Origin of the sequence: Cellulomonas sp. S1-8, assembly GCF_026184235.1 — a bacterium.
Taxonomy (GTDB): domain Bacteria; phylum Actinomycetota; class Actinomycetes; order Actinomycetales; family Cellulomonadaceae; genus Cellulomonas.
On the sequence record NZ_CP110806.1, the window covers coordinates 82960 to 98466 of the forward strand.

Consider the following 15507-nt stretch of genomic DNA (forward strand, 5'->3'; position numbering starts at 1 on the left):
CGCAGGCTAACGCCGCACGGCGCGGCCAGGGACGGTGGGCCCCACCCCAGGGCGCGAGAGGTCGATCCAGCCCCACCACCCCGGTCACCCGGAGCGGGGCGCGCCCTCAGCCCAGGACGGCGAGGACCTGCCCCGAGCCGCCCGGACCCCCCGAGGTCGTCCGCGCGAGCAGCGTCCCCTCGAGGGCGCGCAGGTCCCGCACGTCGTCCGGGAGCGGACCGCGCCACAGCTGCGAGCCGTCCGCCGGGTCCAGCGCGACGAGGTCGAGCTCCCCCGACGACGCGCCGTCACGGTCGACGGTCCGGAACAGGTGCCGGCCGTCGGTCAGCACCGCGCCGCCCTGGTCGCCCTCCCACGAGCGCCACAGCTCGTCGCCGGTGCGCGCGTCGATGGTGACCAGCGACGTCGACGTCTGCAGGTGGACCCGTCCGTCGAGGACCGTCGCGTTCCACGTCGACGGCACGGGCGCCGTCCACAGCGCCTGCCCGTCGCGGCCCCAGGCACGCAGGTCGACGTCGTCGGTGAGCACGAGCCCGGGCACGCTGCCGTCGTCGATCGCCGTGGGGACGGGGGTCCCGTGCACCGTGACGTCGGCGTCGGCGCGCACCACGGTCGTCGTCCCGTCCTGCACGACGTTCAGCCGTCCGGCGTCGGGGTCCCACGACGTGACGTACCCGCCTGCGGACTCGTCGACCGTGTGGGTGCGGCGCACCTCGCCCGTCGCACCGTCGAGCACGACGACCTCGGACGACGTCATCACGGCCACGGCGTCATCGAGACGCTGGACGCTCAGCGGCGTCCACGGGCCCGTCGCCGCGCCCACGCGGACCACCTGCCACAGGAGCGCGCCGTCGCGGTCCACCGCGCGGACCGCGACGTCCCCGCCGGGCGTCGTCCCTGCCAGGACGGTCGACGTGCCCAGGACCGCGGAGGCCGTCGCCCAGCCGTCGGCCGCCGAGCCCGCAACGAGGTCCGACATCACCGAGCCGTCGACGACGTCCAGCACCAGCAGCCGTGCCGACGTCGGCGCCACCGCCGTCCACCGGCTCAGTTCCACGACCCGCCACAGGTCGCTGACCAGGCATGACACGTGCTCGCCGTCGCCCGGGACGCGCTGGCAGCCCTGCAGCACCGGCTGCGCGTCGGGCGACGGGCGGGTCGCCGGGCCGGCGGCGGGCTGCTCCCACCGTGCCTCGCCCGTCGCGACGTCGACGGCGACGACGGTCCGGGACCCGTCCGCCGCGGTCCGCACACCCACGACGCTCGACCCGTCGACCGTGCGCACCCCCGTCGCCAGCACGTCCGCGACGTCGCCCGACCAGCGGACCCCGGGCGGTGCGTCGAGCGGTGCGACGACGCCGGGCAGGCGCGCCAGGTCGGCGAGGTATGCGCGCTCCCGCGCGTCGACCGCCACCTGGGCGCCCGCGAGGGCGACGGCGAGTGCCACGGCGGCGGCGGTGCCGACCAGGAGGCGGCGGGTGCGTCGCGGGTGGGGGGTGACGGGAGGGGGTGCGTCGGGTGCGACGGGTCCGTCGCGCCCGGCGGACGAGGGTGGCGCACCGGCGACGTCGGGCGTGGTGCTGCCCGACGATCTCCCGCCGGGGCGCCGGGCCGGCGAGGCGTGACCGGGACCCCGCGTCGGGCCGAACGCGCGGGGCACCTGGTCGAGGACCTCGTCCTCGACCAGCTCCACCTGGAGCATCGCGCCACGTCGCACCACGCTGCACGCTAACCGCACCACCGGCAGCTGGACCTCACCCCCCACCCCGGTTCACCCGACCGCACAGTGGTCGATCGTCCGGTCCCCAGGTGGCGAAGTGGTCGCACAACTGACCACTTTCCGCGGGTGTGGGCTGGGTAGACGTCACCCCCCGGCCGGGGGGGAGGGCCGGGGGGTGACGGGTGTGCGGGGCGGGCGCTGGTGCGCCCGCCGGTCAGCTGTCGGTGCGGTGGCGGCGACGTGCCAGGACGAGTGCGGCACCGCCGGCGATGGCGGCGATGGCGGCGAGCAGACCCATCACGGCCTGCGTGCCGGTCGCGGCGAGCGTGTTGTCGTCCTCGACGGCGGCGAGCACCTCGGCGCGCTCCGTCGCGGTGGGCGACGGGGCGGACGAGGGGGCCGGCGACGGCGCGGGCGTGCTGCTCGCGGTGGGCGTCGGCGTGTCCGCCGGTGCCGGCAGCACCTCGCTGGTCTCCGACGGGGACGGCGACGGGGTGGGCGTCGGCGTGGCCTCGGGCTCGTCGTCGACCTCGGCGGTCGGCGACGGGGTCGGGGTCGGGGTGGACGACTCGGTCGGCGTCGGGGTGGGCGACTCCGACGGCTCCGGCGACGGGCTCGGCGTGGGCGACTCCGACGGCTCCGGCGTCGGCGTCGGGGTGACCGTCGGCTCGGGCGTCGGTGTCGGTGTCGACGTGACCGTCGGCTCCGGCGTCGGCGTCGGGAGGACCTCGTCCTCGGCGCACAGCGCGTCGACGTCGACCAGACCGCTCACGTCGTAGTGCCCGTAGAACGCCAGCGTGAAGTCGGTGGGGAACCCGCCGTCGGGCGGCGTGATCGCGGTCGGCATGATCGACGGGACGTCGAGCCCGCGTCCCGCGATGCCGTCGCCGATGAGGTCGACCTGCAGGCCGTACGCGTCGGGCTCCGCGCAGACCGCGGCGACGTCGGCGTCGTCGAGCTCCAGCGGGATGATCTGCGGGTTCTTCGGCAGCGCACGCGACGCACCGTGGCGCGCCGAGCGGTCGGCCGTGGGCCAGGCCCACACGTCGTGCAGGGCGACACGGTGCTGCGGGCCGCTGTTGGAGAAGGACGCCGACTTGCTCGCGTCGAGCTTCTCGTACAGGAAGTACCCGGTCGCCTGCTCGCAGGTGTAGTCGTTCCACCCGATGACGGCGCCGGCGCGCTTGCCGCCGCACAGGTCACCGCTCAGGGCGGGCGTGGGACGGCCCTTGTCGGGCTTGCCGCGGTCGGACCCGGCCGAGTGGCCGGGCTTCCCGGAGCCGTGGTTGCCGCCGGCGGTGGCGGTCGCTGCGGGCAGCACGGTGAGGGCTGCGACGGACAGGAGAATGAGGGGTGTTCGGCGGTTCACGGGGATGACTCCTCGGCCGCGGACGCTTGGACGGGTGCCAGACGGCTGCGGCCGCACCATCGGGCAGAACGGACAATAGAGGCAAATGTCAGAGATTGGTGAACTTCTGTCCAACTTGTGCCCGAATCATCCGTTCGGACCCCTGATCGGCCGCTGACCAGGCGCGTGCGAGTACGACAGGGCCCGTCCCTGCTGTACATCGCCGGGTGTTGCGGCCCTCAGGCAGATGTCGCCAGCGACGCGACGGCGCGGGCGAGCAGGTCCAGCGACCCCTCGGCGCGGGCGTCGTCGTGGTCGACGACCCAGGTCTGGATGACACCGTCGGTCGCCGACAGGACCAGGGCCGCGACGTGCTCGGCGTCGCCGGCCCACGTCACGCCGCCGTGCTGCGACCAGGTGGCGAGCTGCCGCTCGATCTCGGCCAGGTACTGGCGGCGTTCCCACGCGGCGGCGCTGACTCCCGCGTCGTCGCGGGCCGCCCGGATGAGCGCGGCCACGACCGCCTGGTGGGCGGGGTCGGCACGCACGATGTCGAGCTGCGCGCGCAGGGCCTGGCGCAGCGCCGTCTCGACGTCGTCCGTCGCCACCGCGGCACCCCACGCGGCGGCGGCGCCCGTGAGCTCGCGGTCGATCAGCGCGCGGACCAGCGCGGCCTTCGACCCGAACACGTAGTGGAAGATCCCGTGCGGCACCCCCGCGCGCGACGTGACGGCCCGCGTCGTCAGGCCCGGCAGGCCGTGCTCGCGCAGCACCTCGACCGCCGCGTCGAGCAGCTGTGCCCGTCGTTCGTCGGCGGAGCGGTGAGCGCCTCCCGCGATGTTCACCCCCTCATCCTAGTGACGACTTGGCCACATGACTTGGACGCATGGCCAACTTCGTCTTACGGTGGTCACAGCGCCCTAGACCCAGACGTAGGAGGACTCGTTGATCGTCGTCGCACCCGCTGCGCGCTCCGACCTCCACGCCGCGGTCGCCGTGCTCGCCGCGGCCTTCGAGCACGACCCCGTGACCGGCGCGGTCGTCGGCGGTCCGCCCACCGACCGGCTCGAGCGCACCCACCACCTCTTCACCGGTCTGCTGCGCCCGGCGCTCGCCGACGGCACCGTCGACGTCGCGCGGTACGCGGGGGACCCCGACATCCTCGGCGTCGCGATCTGGGAGGCGCCCGGCGCCGTGACGAGCATCGTGCGGCTCGCCGCCCAGCTGCCGTCGTTCTGGCGCGCCTGCGGCCCCGACGGCGTCCTGCGCGCCGCCACCATCAAGCACGCGATCGACCGCCACCGCCCCCGCCGCCCGCACTGGTACCTCCAGGAGATCGGCGTGGCCGTGCGCGCGCGCGGCATGGGGGTCGGCGGTGCGCTGCTCGAGGCACGCCTCGCCGACGTCGACGCGAGCGACGCGCCCGCCTACCTCGAGTCGTCCACCGAGCGGAACCGCCGCCTGTACCGGCGCCACGGCTTCGTCGACGTCGCCCCCGTGCGCGGCGTCACCGCGGCACCCATGTCGATGTGGCGGTCGTCCCTCTCGGAGCGGTCGGCCCGGACCGAGCCGACGCCCGACCCCACCGTCTGACGAGTCGTCGGCTGACGCGTCGCACGGCGTTCGTCGCCCGGTCGTGGCGCGCGCTCGGACCGTGGCCTAGCCTGCGCGCGTGACCACCGCCCTGCCGCGCCGCCTGGGCCCCGGCGACGCGGTCATGGTCGGGCTGGCGGCGATGCTCGGCGCGGGCGTGTTCTCCGTGTGGGCGCCCGCCGCGCAGGCCGCCGGTGCAGGTCTGCTGGTCGGGCTCGTCGTCGCCGGGGCCGTCGCGTGGGCCAACGCCACCTCGACGGCCCGGCTCGCGGCCGCGCACCCCGTCGCCGGCGGCGTCTACGCGTACGGCCGCGCCGAGCTCGGGCCGTGGTGGGGGTTCACCGCCGGGTGGGCGTTCGTGGTCGGCAAGACCGCGTCGTGCGCCGCGATGGCCCTGACGTTCGCGGCGTACGCCGCCCCGGCCGGATGGCAGCGGCCCGTGGCGGTCGGTGCCGTGCTGCTGCTCCTCGGTGTGGACCTGCTGGGCGTCACGCGCACCGCGCGCCTCGCACGCGTGCTGGTCGTCCTCGTCCTCGCGTCCCTGACCGTCGTCGCGGCCGCGGGCACCTGGGCCGACGAGCCCGCGGGCCTGCCCCCCGCCGGCGACGTGCTCGCAGCGGGGCCGCTCGGTGTGCTGCAGGCCGCGGGCCTGATGTTCTTCGCGTTCGCGGGGTACGCGCGCGTCGCGACGCTCGGCGAGGAGGTGCGCGACCCCGCGCGGGCGATCCCGCGGGCGATCGCGATCGCGCTGGTCGTCGTCCTGCTGGTCTACACGATCGTCGGGATCGCGGTGCTGCACGTCCTCGGACCGGAGGGCGCCGCCGCGTCGCGGGCGCCGCTCGCCGACGTCGTCGCGGCCGCCGGGTGGGACACCGCCGGACCCGTCGTGCGCGTCGGGGCCGCGGCCGGGAGCCTCGGCGCGCTGCTCGCGCTGCTCGCAGGCGTCGGACGCACCGTGCTCGCGATGGCCCGCGAGCACGACCTGCCCGGCGCGCTCGCGGCCGTCGACGCACGCCGGGGGACCCCGTCCCGCGCGACGACCGCCGTCGGCCTCACGGTCGCCGTGCTGGTGGCGACGCTCGACCTGCGCGGGGCGATCGGGTTCTCGTCCGCGGGGGTGCTGCTGTACTACGCGGTCGCGCACGTCGCCGTGCTGCGGGGCGGGACCTGGCGGGGGCGGGCGGCGCACGCGGTCGGGACGCGCCTCGCCCCGGGCACGTGGGCGGTGCGCGTGCTGCCCGTCGCGGGACTGCTCGGGTGCCTCGTGCTCGTCGCGACGCTGCCGCCCACGGCGGTGCTCGCCGGCGTCGGCGTCGTGGCGGTGGGCGTCGTCGGACGGCTCGTCCTGCGCCGGCGGTGACCCGGTGGTGAATGCCGCACCCGGGTGACGAGGCCGCCCACGTGGGCACGGGGGCGGCGGGGGCGACAGGACTTACCCCGCCATCCCGGGAGCAAGCTGGCGGTGCGGTTGGGGCGAGTGGCCAACTCCGCCTACCGTCGAGTCAGCCACGTCGAGAAGCCGGGAGGAGACCCCATGATCGTCGTCTCCGCCGCCGCCCCGGGTGACCTGGTCGCCGCCGCGGGAGTCCTCGCCGAAGCGTTCGTGGACGACCCCGTCACGGGTGCGGTCGTCGGCGGGTCCGCGCACGACCGGCTGGAACGGACGCGCCACCTCTTCCTCGGTCTGCTGCCCTCGGCGATCGCCCACGGCACGGTGGACGTCGCACGGCACGTGGACCGGCCCGAGATCCTGGGCGTCGCGCTCTGGGAGGCGCCCGACGCCGCGACCAGCGTCCTGCGGCTCGCGGCCCGGCTCCCGTCGTTCTGGCGGGCGCTGGGGCCCGGCGGTCTGTACCGCGGCGTCAGCACGAAGATCGCGATCGACCGGCACCGACCACGGCAGCCCCACTGGTACCTGCAGGAGATCGGCGTCGCCGCCGCGGCGCGGGGCCAGGGCGTCGGCGGCGCGCTCATCCACGCGCGCCTGGCGAGCGTCGACGCGCAGGACGCCGCTGCCTACCTCGAGTCGTCGAGCGAGCGGAACCGTCGCCTGTACCGCAGGCACGACTTCGTCGAGGTCGCCGTGCTGGACGGCGTCGTGGGGTCGCCGACGACGATGTGGCGCGCGTCGGCCTCCGATCGCAGCGTCGGCCTGACCTGTCGCGGCGCCCGACCCTGTCGCCCTGCCTGACCCTGTCGCCCTGCCTGACCCTGTCGCCCTGCCTGACCCTGTCGCCCCGCGCCGGGTTCGGGGAGCGGTTCGCAGCGGGTCGGGAAAAGCCCTTGGCGGGCGCCGGACCGCGACGTAGCGTCGGACGCACACGGAGAGGAGGTGGTCTGAGACATGAAGTCTTCTCGGACGAGTGAGGTGGCTGCCCGCTAGCCGCCCGAGTCATCGGACGGACTGCTCGGTCCGCAGGTGCCCCGCCGGTCTCCCCGGCCGGGCGGCAGCGAATCCGCGGCAGTCACCGCAGCCCGTGGGAGCCGCGACCTCGTCCTTCGCGGCAGCCCCTCCGCAAGGAGGCGCAGCCCACGGGCTGTCCCCTGCCCACACCCACACCTGCACTCGTGGGAGTGGTCGCGTGCGGGCCGGGTGGTGAGAAACTGACGCCCGTGTCCCTCAAGTCCCCCGCAGAGATCGATCAGATGCGCCCCGCCGGGCGGTTCGTGGCGAGCGTCCTGACGTCGCTGCGCGCGCACGCGCAGGTCGGCATGACGACGAACGACCTGGACGCCCACGCGCGCGGGCTCATCGCCGACGCGGGCGCGCACTCCGTCTACCTGGGCTACCACCCGAGCTTCGGGGCGATGCCGTACCCGGGGGTCCTGTGCACGTCGGTCAACGACCACGCGCTGCACGGGCTGCCGTCCGACCGTGTGCTGGTCGACGGCGACGTCCTGAGCATCGACTTCGCGTGCCAGGTCGAGGGCTGGGTCGCGGACTCCGCGCTGACGTTCCAGCTCGGCACGACGACGCCCGAGGCGCAGGCCCTGATCGCCACGACCGAGCAGGCGCTCGCCGCAGGCATCGCCGCCGCGCAGCCGGGGGCCCGCATGGGTGACGTGTCCGCGGCGATCGGTCGCATCGGCCGGCAGGCGGGGTACGGGCTCAACACCGACTTCGGCGGGCACGGCGTCGGGCGGACGATGCACGAGGACCCGCACGTCCCCAACGACGGCCGCCCCGGCACGGGCATCCGCCTCAAGCCGGGCACGGTCATCGCCATCGAGCCGTGGTTCATGCTCGGCGGCAGCGGCTACGTCATCGACGACGACGGCTGGACCATCCGCAGCGCCGACGGCGCCCTCGCGGCCCACGCAGAGCACACGATCGCGATCACGAAGCGCGGCCCGGTGGTCCTGACGGCCCGCGACTGACCGTCCACAGGGAAGTGTGAAGGGTTGTTGCCGGCACACGGCAACAACCCTTCACGCTCTGGGGACACGACGGGGCGGCGTGTGCCAGGGTGGCGGGATGAGCGGACACCAGGGGGCAGCGGGGATCCCGGCGACGCGGTCGGTCGAGGCGCGGGAGTACCGCTCCGACCCGTCCGTCGACGACGGCGACGGCGCGCCCTGGTACCGCGACGGGGACCGGTGGCTGCGTGCCGGGATGGCCGGCGCCCTGGTGCTGGCGTTGACGCTCACCGACGTCGGACCCGCGGTCCTCCTGGCGATGGTGGTCGTGTCGGCGGCGAGCACCGTGCGGGCCCGGCGCGGCGGCGTGGTGTGGTGGACCGCCCTGGAGCTGGTCCTGTACGCGCTGATCGTGGTGATGGTGCTGACGCTCACGGACGCGGCACGTGCGCTGTCCGGCGTCGAGCTCGCCGCCCAGCTCCTCGTCGGGGCCCTCGTGGGCGCGGGCCTCGTCGCCCTGGCCGTCACCGTCAGGCGTCGTCGCGCAGCTCCGGCGGGACCGCCGACGGCGGCGTGACCCCCACGGGCTCGACGAGGACGAGCGGGTCGGCGTCCAGGTCGAGCACCCGTGAGCGGGCCGGCGCGGTGACGGCCGTCTCGAGGCGCACGGTCGCCTCCCGGCCGCGCACGTGCACGACCCACCCGCGGCCGAGGGTCGCGTGCTCCACGTCGAGCCCGGGCCGCGCGTTGGTCTCGTCGAGCGGCGCCCCGACCTGCGAGCCGCCGAGCGGCCGACCGACGACGGCCTTCTCCGCGCCGATCAGCCGTGCGTCGTCCTCGACGAGCCGGGCGACCTCGTCGTCGACGAGGTCCTGCAACGGCTCACCCGCCGCGGCGTCGTCCGGGAGCACCGGACCCGGATCGTCCGCGTCGCCGGCCACCGACGCGAGCCGACCGCTCACGTGGTCGTGCTCCCCGACGACCGCGCGCCGCGGCGCGTCGAACAGGTGCGCGTCGAGGTCGAGCGCGAGCTGCGCGTGCGCGGACAGCGCGTGGAACGCGACGCCCAGCAGCCGCACGGGCTCGACGACCCCGGCGGCGAGCACGGCGCGGCGGGCGGCGTCGCGCAGGTCGGCGTCCGACGCGGTCGGGTGCGGGAACGTCACGGACCGGGTGACCGTCGAGAAGTCGGCGTAGCGGACCTTCGCGACGACGGTGCGCGCGGCACCGCCGTGGCGTTCGAGCCGCTGCAGGGCCTCGTCGACGACGTCGTCGACGGCGGACAGCACGACGTCGCGCCCGCGCAGGTCGACGGCGAACGTGCGTTCGGCGCCGGCGGACTTGCGCTCGGTCGTCGTGACGACGGGCCGGTCGTCCAGGCCGCGGGACATGAGGTACAGCCCGGTGCCGTGCGCCTCGCCGAGCGTCATCGTCAGGGTGTCCAGCGGTTGACGTCGCAGGTCGGCGACGGTCCGGACGCCGAGCCGTTCCAGGGCGCCCTGCGTCGCGGGTCCGACGCCCGGGACGGTCCGCACGTCGAGGGGCAGCAGCACGTCGTCCTCGTCGGCCGGGCGGACCACGACGACGCCGCCGGGCTTGCGCAGGTCGGACGCGATCTTCGCGACGAGCTTGGACCGGGCGACGCCCACGGACACGGTCAGCCCGGTGAGCTCGACGACGCGGGCCTGCACCCGGGCCGCGGCCTCCTCGGGTTCGAGGACGCCGTCGGGCGCCAGCGCGAGGTCCGCGAACGCCTCGTCGATGGACAGCGGCTCGACCGCGGGCGTCAGCTCGCGCAGCACCCCCATGATGACCTGCGAGTACGCGGCGTACGCGGCGAACCGGGGGACGAGGACCGCGGCGGCGGGGCTGAGCCGGCGGGCGCGGGCCATGGGCATCGCGGACCGGGCGCCGTCGCGTCGCGCCTCGTACGACGCGGTCGACACCACGCCGCGCCCGCCGACGCCGCCGACGAGCACCGGCCTGCCCCGCAGCGACGGCTTGTCGCGTTGCTCGACGGCCGCGAAGAACGCGTCGGCGTCGAGGTGCAGGACGGTCGCGGCGTCGCGCATGCGCACGGCCGCCACGAGCCGCTGCGCCTGCTCACCTGCGGGGTCCACGCCCCCATCCTCCGACGCCGCACCGGGGCACTGCGTCCACGTGGCGGGACGGCGTGCAGGCGAGACCGGGCTGGGTCGTCTTTCGACGGGCCATGAGACGACCCACGCCGGTCTCGCACGACCCGCGTCCCGGGATGTGGACGTCGCGTCGGCGCGGGACGGCCGACGGCGGCTCAGCAGGTCGCGTGGATCGCGTCCGGCTCCGAGCGCGGCAGCACGTCCACGTCGCGCAGGATCACCGACAGGCCGGGCGCGCGCGTCACCGGGTCCCCCTGCTCGGCGCAGGCCGCGTCGAACGCGGCCCGGTCGTACTCGACGTCGAGGACCACGGGGTAGACCGACGTGTAGACGTCGCACTCCTCCCACTCGCGGCACTCCTCGGCGACCACGAGGTCCGCACCGAGCGCACGCACCTCCGTCGTGAGCTCCGCGGTGTTCTTCTGCGCGAACGCCAGGCCCGCCGCGTGGGCGCGCGCGACGAGCAGCGCCGCGTAGTCGAGCGTGTCCTGCGGGGCGATGCGGCCGAGCGACCGCGTGTAGGAGTCGAGGTTGTCGACCTCGACGGCGTCGAACCCGGCGGCGGCACACGCGTCGATGACGGCCCCGACGCGCGCCGCGACCCGTTCGCGCAGGTCGGGGCGGGTGAGGTCGTAGAGCACCTCGTCGGGCCAGCCCTCGTCGCGCAGAGGCTCGCCGTCGTGGTGCAGGACCAGCTCCGGCTCGGTGCGGATCAGGCGGTCGGTCTCGTCGGGCTGCGTCTGGAAGCCGTTGACGTAGCAGACGTCGTACAGGCCCGTGGGCGGCGCGGTCGAGTCACGCACGACGACGCCCGTGCCCACCGCGGGCGCGTCGGGGCCGCCGAGCTGGTACTCGAACGGCGTCCCCGGGGCGGGCAGCGCCCAGGTCGGGGCGGCCGGTGTCGCGCGGGGCGTCGGCGTCGCGGTGGGGGACGACGTGGGTGCGGGGGCCGTCGTCGCCGGTGCGGGCATCGGTGCGGCGGTGCCCTCGACGACGGGCGACGGGCTGGTCGTCGGCCCCGCGGCCACGGGCGCGCCAGGGGCGGCGGTCACGGTCGGGCCGGCCACCGGCGGTGACGTCGGTGCGGCGCCGTCGACGGCCGGGCGGCAGGCTGCGAGCACCGCGACGAGCGTGCACGCGACGGCCAGGGCGGTCGCTCGCCGGGGCGTCGTCGGAGGCACGCGGTCACTGTAACGGGACGAACGGGGCATGCTCCCGTGGTCCACACGGATGAGTGATCCGGTGCGGAACGGCGGTGACAGTCATCACGAACCGGTAACGGGCCGCCCGTGACCTGGGACGATGGCTGCGTGCCCGACTCGTACCGCGTGATGACCGTCTGCACCGGCAACATCTGTCGCTCCCCGATGGCCGAGGTCGTGCTCCGTGCGCGGCTCGCCGACGCGGGCCTCGCCGACGTCGTCGAGGTCGACTCGACCGGCATCAGCGACGAGGAGCACGGCAACCCCGTGGACTGGCGCGCCCGCTCGGTGCTGCGCCGTCACGGCTACCCGACGGGGGAGGGCCACCACGCGCGGCAGACCCGCGCGTCGCACCTCGCCACGCGTGACCTCGTCCTGCCCATGACGGCCGCGCACGCCCGCGCGCTGCGCCGCCTCGCAGGGGACGACCCGGCGCTGACCGCGCGCATCCGCATGTACCGCAGCTTCGACCCGGCGGCCCCCGCCGAGCCCGACCAGCCGGAGCAGGTGCTCGACGTCGACGACCCCTGGTACGGCCCCGAGGAGGGTTTCGAGGTGACCCTCGCGGAGATCGAGGCCGCCGCCGACGGCATCGTCACCCACGTGCGCCAGGCCCTGCGCTACCGCGAGGACAACGACACCGCCTGACCTGCGGGGCGTGAGGGGGTCGATCCGGCCCCGGGTGTGGCAGCGTGCCTGCTGTGCCCGACCCGATCCGCCACGTCCTGTTCCCCGGCCGCCACCACCTGGTCACCGCGTTCCAGGTCGCGTACCTGACCGACCTGCTCGCGGGCCGCGTCCGCGCCGCCGACGGGGAGCCCGTGACCTGCGCACCCGACGCGCGCGTCGTGTGGGCGCTGACGTCCGCGACGCACAGCGGCACCCGTCGCAACCCCGTCCCGGCGCACCGCCGCGAGGCCATGATCGAGGCGGTGACGACGCGCGCCGGGCTGCCCTCGCTCGTCGTCCCCGTGGCCGACGTGCCGCCCAGCCCGCGGTTCGCGCACACGGTCCTGGCGACGTCCGAGCTGGTCCTGGGCGACGCCCTGACGCCGGCCGGCACCGTGGTCGCCTGCTCGACGCCCGAGGTCGCGGCGATGTACGCGGTCGAGGGGTTCCGCATCGCGACCGTCGAGGACGGCGCGCCCGGCGACCCGGCCCGACCGTGGGACGTCCTCGAGCGGATGGTCGCGGGTGACGACGCGTGGCGCACCCTCGCGCACCCCGACGCGGTCGCGTTCTACGAGCGGTACCACCTCGACGCGCAGGTCCGGCTCGTGCACACCGACCCCACCGTGCAGGACGACGGCGACCTCACCGAGACCCGGGACTACGCGACGTACACGGCCGCGTTCGACGACGCGTCGGACCGCAAGTGGGAGCAGGTCGCCCCGCACGTGCGGCCCGGGAGGGTCGTCGACCTGGGCTGCGCCGCCGGTGGCCTGCTGGAGCGCGCCGCGCGCGACCCCCGGCTCGCGGAGTCGGACTTGTACGGCGTCGACGTGTCCCGGCACCTGGTCGCGGAGGCCGAGCACCGTCGCGCGCAGGGCGTGTTCGCCAACCCCAACGTGTTCTTCGCGCAGCGCAACCTGCTGCTCGGCCCGGTGTTCCCGGCGCGGACGGTCGACACGACGACGACGGTCGCGCTGACCCACGAGATCTCCAGCTACGGCGACGGACGCGCGGACCTGGAGCTGCTGGCGCGGCGCATCTTCGACCAGACGCGGCCCGGTGGGGTGTGGATCAACTCCGACGTGCTCGGCCCGGCGGACCCGGACCGCGTCGTCGACCTGGTGCTCGACGGCGACGGTGGCGTGCCCGCCCGCGACCTGACCGGCCTGGACCGGGCCGAGGCCGCCGCGCACGTCGCGGGCCTGTCGCCCGCAGCGCGGCTCGTGCAGTTCGCGCAGGACTTCCCGGTGCTGTCGGGGGCGACGGTGACCGTCGAGTGGGTGGCGCAGGGCGAGGCGTCCAGCGTCGCGCGCACGACGCTGCGCACCGCCATGGAGTACCTGTACACGCGCGACTACACCGACTCGTGGCTCTCCGAGTGCCACGAGCGCTTCTGCGACATGACGGGCGACGACTGGCGGGCCCTGCTCGAGGGCGTCGGCTTCGAGCTCGACCCCGGCAGCGGCCCGTGGCGCAACGACTGGCTGGTCGAGCACAGGCTGAGCGTCGGCGCGGCCCTGCGCGACCCCGCGACGGGGGCGCCGGTGGCCTGGCCGGACACGCACGTGCTGACGGTCGCGCGGCGGCCGCTGGTCCCGGTCGCCCGGTGACGCGGCGAGGCTGAGACTGCGCCGGCCGCCCGCGCGACAAGAGGACGTCGGCCGAGTCGTCGCGTGCCTGTGCCGATAAAGCTCGACGGTCGTCGAGAAAACTCGACGGTCCTCAGCGCGCGATGGACGCGCTGGTGCGTGCCGCCGCCGACCTTCCGTGAGCCCTGCCGTCGATCGAGTGTCCGCGTGCCGTCGGCGCGGCAGGATGGACCCATGAAGGTCGCCGCGCGTGCGCACGTGCCCCCGTTCGCCGTCATGGAGATCCTGGCCGCGGCCAATGCGCGCCGGGCCGCGGGTGAGCACGTGCTCAACCTGTGCGCGGGGGAGCCGTCGACGGGCGCGTCGGACGTGGTGCGGCAGCGGGCGATCGAGCTGCTGACGGCCGGCGACCTCGGGTACACCGAGTCGCTCGGGGCGCCGGGGCTGCGCGCGGCGATCGCGACGTACTACGCCGACACGTACGGCGTGCACGTCGACCCGGGGCGCGTGGCCGTGGCGACGGGGTCGTCGGGCGGGTTCATGCTGGCGTTCCTCGCGGCGTTCGACGTCGGCGACCGCGTCGCCCTGGCGCGCCCCGGGTACCCGGCGTACGCGAACATCCTGGCGGCGCTCGGGTGCGAGGTCGTCGACCTGCCGTGCGGGCCGGAGCAGCGGTACCAGCCGACGGTCGCGCAGCTCGAGGCCCTGGACCGCCCCGTCGAGGGGCTGGTGATCGCGTCCCCCGCCAACCCGACAGGCACGATGATCGAGCCGGGCGAGCTCGCGGCCCTCGCCGCGTGGTGCGGCGAGCACGGTGTGCGGCTCGTCAGCGACGAGATCTACCACGGCATCACGTACCCGGACGCGTCGGGGACGACGCCCGCGACGGCCACTGCTGCGGAGTACCTCGGCTCCGGCGCGGTCGTCGTCAACTCGTTCTCCAAGTACTGGGCCATGACGGGCTGGCGCCTGGGCTGGCTCGTCCTGCCCGACGACCTGGTCACGGTCGTCGACGCGCTCGCCGGCAACGTCGCGCTGTGCCCGCCGGCGCTCGCGCAGCACGCGGGCGTCGCGGCGTTCAGCCCCGAGGGGATGGCGGCGGCGCGGGCCAACGTCGAGCGGTACGCGGAGTCCCGTCGGCTGCTGCTGGACCGCCTGCCGGACCTGGGCTGGGACCCCGTCGCCCCCGCGGACGGCGCGTTCTACCTGTACGGGGACGTGTCCGCGTCCGGGCTGGACTCGGTGACGTACTGCGCGCGCCTGCTCGACGAGGCCGGGGTGGCGCTGACGCCCGGCACGGACTTCGACCCGGCGGCGGGCCGCGACTGGGTCCGCCTCTCGTTCGCGTCCGCCCCCGAGGTGGTGGCGGAGGCAGCAGACCGCCTCATCACCTGGCAGCGGACCCTCTGACCCGGGCGGTGGTCACCCACAGTGGTCACACAGCCGACCACTTCGACGTCACCAGCGGGCAGATCTGACCACTTCCGGCCCGCGCGCGGGCTCAAGCGCGCAGGCTCAGAGGATGTCGGACGTGCGGATCACCGTGATGCCCGCCGGGTCCAGCAGATCCGCCAGGCACGTCACCACGCGTTGCACGTCCGCGACCTCTGCGTCGGCGACCATCACCAGGCCACCCGAGGTCGTCGGCGCGTCCGGGCTCACGAAGCCCTCCGAGACGGCCGGGTCGTCCGTGCAGCCGTCGGCGGTCATCAGGTCACCGGAGACGAGCACCGTCCACGGCCCGGTGGCGGGGATGTCGATCGTCGTCGGCGACGACCCCCCGCCGAAGGCCGCGAGGGCCCCCAGCAGCGTCGTCCCCACCAGCGCGGCGACGACGACGACGGCGACCGCGCGGGTACGCGTCGTGCGAGACGGCACGTGACCCTCC

General features: G+C 75.4%; 14 protein-coding genes. 8 read left to right on the plus strand and 6 right to left on the minus strand.

Going from position 1 to position 15507, the window contains the following annotated elements:
• Nucleotides 1-106: 106 nt before the first annotated feature.
• The 3 genes from OKX07_RS00370 to OKX07_RS00380 form a co-directional block, all read right to left on the minus strand.
• Complete coding sequence (locus tag OKX07_RS00370; RefSeq protein WP_265629884.1) at nucleotides 107-1702, minus strand: PQQ-binding-like beta-propeller repeat protein; 1596 nt, start codon at nucleotides 1700-1702, stop codon at nucleotides 107-109.
• A 232-nt stretch (nucleotides 1703-1934) separates the two neighbouring features.
• Nucleotides 1935-3089 carry an LPXTG cell wall anchor domain-containing protein gene (locus tag OKX07_RS00375; RefSeq protein WP_265629885.1) on the minus strand — a complete coding sequence of 385 codons (1155 nt, stop codon included), beginning with the start codon at nucleotides 3087-3089 and terminating at the stop codon, nucleotides 1935-1937.
• Nucleotides 3090-3307: 218 nt separating this feature from the next.
• Entirely contained in the window at nucleotides 3308-3913 is a 606-nt protein-coding gene (locus OKX07_RS00380) for a TetR/AcrR family transcriptional regulator (RefSeq protein WP_265629886.1), read from the minus strand.
• A 100-nt stretch (nucleotides 3914-4013) separates the two neighbouring features.
• On the opposite strand from OKX07_RS00380, the gene OKX07_RS00385 reads away from it, so the two are divergent.
• The 5 genes from OKX07_RS00385 (at nucleotide 4014) to OKX07_RS00405 (ending at nucleotide 8595) form a co-directional block, all read left to right on the plus strand.
• Nucleotides 4014-4661 (plus strand): GNAT family N-acetyltransferase, encoded by a 648-nt coding sequence (locus OKX07_RS00385; protein ID WP_265629887.1) that lies wholly within the window; start codon nucleotides 4014-4016, stop codon nucleotides 4659-4661.
• Between the two features lie 124 nt (nucleotides 4662-4785).
• Entirely contained in the window at nucleotides 4786-6021 is a 1236-nt protein-coding gene (locus OKX07_RS00390; protein ID WP_265631980.1) for an APC family permease, read from the plus strand.
• A gap of 174 nt (nucleotides 6022-6195) precedes the next feature.
• The gene (locus OKX07_RS00395; RefSeq protein ID WP_265629888.1) at nucleotides 6196-6852 is read left to right on the plus strand and encodes a GNAT family N-acetyltransferase; all 657 of its coding nucleotides are present in this window, start codon (nucleotides 6196-6198) and stop codon (nucleotides 6850-6852) included.
• Nucleotides 6853-7274: 422 nt separating this feature from the next.
• Nucleotides 7275-8039 (plus strand): type I methionyl aminopeptidase, encoded by a 765-nt coding sequence (gene map / locus OKX07_RS00400; protein ID WP_265629889.1) that lies wholly within the window; start codon nucleotides 7275-7277, stop codon nucleotides 8037-8039.
• Nucleotides 8040-8136: 97 nt separating this feature from the next.
• Nucleotides 8137-8595, plus strand: coding sequence for a hypothetical protein (locus tag OKX07_RS00405; protein ID WP_265629890.1), 459 nt, complete (start codon nucleotides 8137-8139; stop codon nucleotides 8593-8595).
• On the opposite strand, the gene OKX07_RS00410 is transcribed toward OKX07_RS00405, so the two are convergent.
• On the minus strand, nucleotides 8549-10138 hold the full coding sequence (locus OKX07_RS00410) for a DNA polymerase IV (protein WP_265629891.1): 1590 nt from the start codon (nucleotides 10136-10138) through the stop codon (nucleotides 8549-8551). The two genes, OKX07_RS00405 and OKX07_RS00410, sit on opposite strands and share 47 nt — an antisense overlap.
• 173 nt (nucleotides 10139-10311) lie before the next feature.
• Complete coding sequence (locus OKX07_RS00415; RefSeq protein WP_265629892.1) at nucleotides 10312-11337, minus strand: endo alpha-1,4 polygalactosaminidase; 1026 nt, start codon at nucleotides 11335-11337, stop codon at nucleotides 10312-10314.
• 129 nt (nucleotides 11338-11466) lie between these two features.
• On the opposite strand from OKX07_RS00415, the gene OKX07_RS00420 reads away from it, so the two are divergent.
• The 3 genes from OKX07_RS00420 (at nucleotide 11467) to OKX07_RS00430 (ending at nucleotide 15029) form a co-directional block, all read left to right on the plus strand.
• A complete protein-coding gene (locus OKX07_RS00420) occupies nucleotides 11467-12006 on the plus strand; it encodes a low molecular weight protein-tyrosine-phosphatase (RefSeq protein WP_265629893.1) in 540 nt (179 codons plus the stop codon).
• Nucleotides 12007-12059: 53 nt separating this feature from the next.
• Nucleotides 12060-13640, plus strand: a complete 1581-nt coding sequence (locus OKX07_RS00425) for a class I SAM-dependent methyltransferase (RefSeq protein ID WP_265629894.1) — start codon at nucleotides 12060-12062, stop codon at nucleotides 13638-13640.
• Nucleotides 13641-13853: 213 nt separating this feature from the next.
• Nucleotides 13854-15029 (plus strand): aminotransferase class I/II-fold pyridoxal phosphate-dependent enzyme, encoded by a 1176-nt coding sequence (locus OKX07_RS00430; protein WP_265629895.1) that lies wholly within the window; start codon nucleotides 13854-13856, stop codon nucleotides 15027-15029.
• Between the two features lie 105 nt (nucleotides 15030-15134).
• On the opposite strand, the gene OKX07_RS00435 is transcribed toward OKX07_RS00430, so the two are convergent.
• Nucleotides 15135-15497, minus strand: coding sequence for a hypothetical protein (locus OKX07_RS00435; protein ID WP_265629896.1), 363 nt, complete (start codon nucleotides 15495-15497; stop codon nucleotides 15135-15137).
• Nucleotides 15498-15507 lie beyond the last annotated feature (10 nt).

What these genes read in the sequence shown, in the direction of transcription:
- OKX07_RS00370 (WP_265629884.1), bottom strand. Translation starts at nt 1,702, where the DNA reads ATGCTCCAGGTGGAGCTGGTCGAGGACGAGGTCCTCGACCAGGTGCCC.
- OKX07_RS00390 (WP_265631980.1), top strand. Translation starts at nt 4,786, where the DNA reads ATGGTCGGGCTGGCGGCGATGCTCGGCGCGGGCGTGTTCTCCGTGTGG.
- OKX07_RS00395 (WP_265629888.1), top strand. Translation starts at nt 6,196, where the DNA reads ATGATCGTCGTCTCCGCCGCCGCCCCGGGTGACCTGGTCGCCGCCGCG.
- OKX07_RS00405 (WP_265629890.1), top strand. Translation starts at nt 8,137, where the DNA reads ATGAGCGGACACCAGGGGGCAGCGGGGATCCCGGCGACGCGGTCGGTC.
- OKX07_RS00430 (WP_265629895.1), top strand. Translation starts at nt 13,854, where the DNA reads ATGAAGGTCGCCGCGCGTGCGCACGTGCCCCCGTTCGCCGTCATGGAG.